Source organism: Rhizobium sp. BR 314 (genome assembly GCF_047445805.1).
GTDB lineage: Bacteria > Pseudomonadota > Alphaproteobacteria > Rhizobiales > Rhizobiaceae > Rhizobium > Rhizobium lusitanum_B.
The window spans coordinates 1-3,228 of sequence record NZ_JARWLA010000093.1 but is presented as its reverse complement, the minus strand read 5'-3'; the positions used below and the strand labels follow the sequence as shown (position 1 = coordinate 3,228).

General features: G+C 54.4%; 3 protein-coding genes and 2 pseudogenes. 2 read left to right on the top strand and 3 right to left on the bottom strand.

All coding sequences use genetic code 11. The annotated features are described in order from the left end of the window. The coding region (locus QD461_RS36435) for a transposase (protein ID WP_414088590.1) at nucleotides 1-167 on the bottom strand (167 nt) is incomplete at its 3' end. Between the two features lie 91 nt (nucleotides 168-258). Further along, nucleotides 259-884, bottom strand: a pseudogene (locus QD461_RS36430) (IS5/IS1182 family transposase); the annotation flags it as partial. A 319-nt stretch (nucleotides 885-1,203) separates the two neighbouring features. On the opposite strand from QD461_RS36430, the gene QD461_RS36425 reads away from it, so the two are divergent. After that, the gene (locus QD461_RS36425; RefSeq protein WP_004126188.1) at nucleotides 1,204-2,451 is read left to right on the top strand and encodes an ATP-grasp domain-containing protein; all 1,248 of its coding nucleotides are present in this window, start codon (nucleotides 1,204-1,206) and stop codon (nucleotides 2,449-2,451) included. Nucleotides 2,452-2,717: 266 nt separating this feature from the next. On the opposite strand, the pseudogene QD461_RS36420 reads toward QD461_RS36425, so the two are convergent. Next, nucleotides 2,718-2,944: pseudogene (locus QD461_RS36420) on the bottom strand (transposase domain-containing protein); the annotation flags it as partial. A gap of 142 nt (nucleotides 2,945-3,086) precedes the next feature. On the opposite strand from QD461_RS36420, the gene QD461_RS36415 reads away from it, so the two are divergent. Then, the coding region (locus QD461_RS36415) for a transposase (protein WP_414091623.1) at nucleotides 3,087-3,228 on the top strand (142 nt) is incomplete at its 3' end.

The window sequence follows — 3,228 nt, the reverse complement described above, 5'->3', positions numbered from 1 at the left end:
TTGCGCAGTAGGTTGGCATTGATCCCATGCGTAAGCGCAAGGCCGGATATCGACACACCAGGCTCAAGGCAGGCCGCAACAAGCCGCTCCTTTGATCCCGGATCATAGCGGCGTCGCCCATCACGTCCCACCAACCGCACTCGCAGTTTCTGCTCTTCGTCACTCATATTTGGTGTCCACCTATTTTAAGTGGACACTTCATGCGGCAGAGAATTCAACGCGAAAAGGCGCAACGAAATGAGCGCTTACACTTCGTCGGCGTGAGATGTCGCGGATCGTTCGCCCGAGATAGGTCCTTAGCTTGGGCAGCGCCGTCCCAGCCCGCTTGAACTGTTTGGCATGGGGATACCGCTGGTGCTGGATCAGGGCGAATTTTCCCAGCCGTCTGGCGCAGATCGAGCGCCACCCTGCGAGCCAGCCACACGAGCCGCTCCGTGCCCGGTCAATGAGCTTGGCGGCGGTCGGAAACATCATGTTCTTGGACTATTGTATCGACGATCGCCTGCCGCGTGTCCGACGACTTCATCGCACCGGTCTTGACGCCACCAAGAGGCTCTCCTGCAGAAGCGCCTTTATCCGCTACTCGCCCATGCGTTGGCGCCAGCCATGCGACAAACTGCATTTGCGCTGCCATCAGCGACGAACGATCGAAACGGCAATGTGTGTTGGAAGAATGTCCCGCCGCAGAAATACTGGAGAGGCTGTCGAGGTAGTGGCGGCATACCGGCTCCATCGGAATAAATCTCACCATATCGTTCTTCTAGAACGGCCAATCGATTGTCTGCGCCAACCAGATAAGGTCGTGCTTCAGATCAATGATCTGATCAAGACGAGACCGGAACGGATCCTGCTCCCGTCTCGCGCCGTTCACTAGGTCTCGACATTTGTTGGCTCCCATTGTTCCTGAGGCAATGCGACAGCTTTCTTGCGACACCGATTAATGGGACACGTACGATGTACCGGAAACATCAACTACTTCCGGATAATTCACGGCCGACTACCTTGGCCTCGTTTGACGAACTTGACAGATTCAACTTCAAATAGACGCTGCATAGGCCCTTCAAAAGTTTTACAGAATCTTTGCACAAGCAACCCGCCGACAATGATACGCTCACATAAACTGAAGAAACGCGTTGAGTGAGAGAGGGACTTTGCAATTTGCCCTCAGATCATCCAGAGCGTCAACGTCGGAGCTCCGCGTAAATGGCAAGAAGAGCGCTCATCCTAGTTGAAGGTAGTAGAGGTAATGGTCCTCTGTATATTCAAGCTGCCCAGCGCCTTGGCATTCAACCAATTACTCTATCGGTTGACCCAGCTCAGTACGACTATATTTCGGCAAAAAGGGTACAAGCGATCCGTGTCGATACAGGCGATCTCGATGCAATGATTCATGAGTGTACCCAGCTACGTGCGACTTATGACATCGCGGGCATCACTGGGTTCGCGGGCCGAGATGAATCGGTCTATGTGACAGTCGGGAGGCTCTGCCGCCATTTCGATCTACCCGGACCAGACCCAGCATCGATTGAACAGTGCTACGACAAATTCGTTCAACGTCAACTCCTCGCACGGGCGGGCGTTCCAATACCTGCCTACCGCTTGGCAACGGATGCAACGGACGTTGAAAGCTCTGCAGAGGAGATTGGTCTGCCGGTGATACTTAAGCCAGTCACTGGCAGCGGCAGCAGCGGGGTCCGATTATGCCGCAACATCACGGAGGTGGCTGAACACACGACTTATCTGCTGGGCGGTAAGCACATCTGGCGATCTTCGCCAGGGATACTAATCGAAGAGTTCGCTCAAGGACCATACTATAGTGTCGACACAATGGGGAATGAGGTCGTTGCAATTGGCACCGCCAAATTTGGCAGCCCACCGCATTTCGTCGTTCGTGAGAGCATCTTTCCGGCGCCCCTAACTGATGGTCAATGTAAGTGCATCGCCGATGTTTCACTAAGCTGCTTACGAGCTCTCGGTCTTGGTTGGGGGCCAGCGAACATTGAATTGCGGTGGACGAAGCGAGGTCCAGTCGCTATTGAAGTCAATCCGCGTCTTCCGGGTTGGACCACTCCTCGGCTGATTCAGCTGGCTTATGGTGTCGATCTTATCAATCAGCACATCAAGCTTGTCATAGGCGAGAAATGGGATTTGAGCCGAAGACGTTCGCAGACGGCGGCCGCACGATTCCTAGTTCCTGATACCGATGGCATCCTCGATTGGATCAATGGCGATAGGCAGGCAGCCGCTGAGCCCGGTGTCGCCGAGATTGAACTGTACCTTAAACCGAAGACGCCGTTCGTCAGGAAAAGCGATGACCGAGACTCGATTGGACACGTCATTGCCACCTCACCCAGTCGCAGTCAGACCGAGATCATACTTGAGCGTGCCGTTAACCTAATCAGTTGGTCGATTACACCTTTTCCGAACATTGGCGAACAGGAACAATTGTAAGCATCTGCTCGAGCAGCTTTTGAGATGCAGTACGCATTCGGCGAGGACCGCATTAATTTCGTATTTGCTCGTCAAAAGCTCTCGCAAGGGATATCGACGATGCGGTGCTGGCGCTGTCGTGGCTTGTGAAGACCCGCAGCTTGTGACTCTCAGGTGCATTGTGGCTCCGCCGTGTGCGGCGTCTACGCCCCATTGATTTTTCAGTTTCAGCGACTCAATAGTGTTCCCTAAGGCCGGATATGAGCTCAGGATAGTATCTGACGAGCTCATTGTGAGGTCTTGATGCGAGCGGCATAAGCCCATGGCATCAGAGCGTCGATATCTTTGGCAAGAGGCCATTGGCGAGACGGGTGAAGAGATCCCACAGATAAGCGTAGGGCTCCACGCCATTCATTTTGCATGTGCCAATCAGGCTGGCGAACTGGGCCCAGTTGCGTCCGCCTTCATCATGGCCTGCAAAGAGCGCATTGCGGCGGTTCATGGCAATGCCCCGTTCATTCGTATGCCCACGCCGAGGACCGCCTTGCTTTGTCACGGTGATAGCGATGTTTTGCTGAGGTGAGCGGTATCGCCACGTTGCTAACAACGAGGATAACGACGTGTCTATCCATCAGCTTGAGATTTTGGCGGGCAGTATGCGGCGCCGGAAGTTCACACGAACTTCCAAGGAATCGATCGTTTCGGAGACGCTGACTGGCGAGATGACGGTGACGGAGGTTGCGCGACGTCACGACGTTGATCGGTCACTGGTTTATCGGTGGCGTCGTGAGCTTGGTG

Bases quoted from the DNA above. Each gene is read 5' to 3' on its own strand.
- QD461_RS36425 (WP_004126188.1), top strand. From the start codon at position 1,204: ATGGCAAGAAGAGCGCTCATCCTAGTTGAAGGTAGTAGAGGTAATGGT.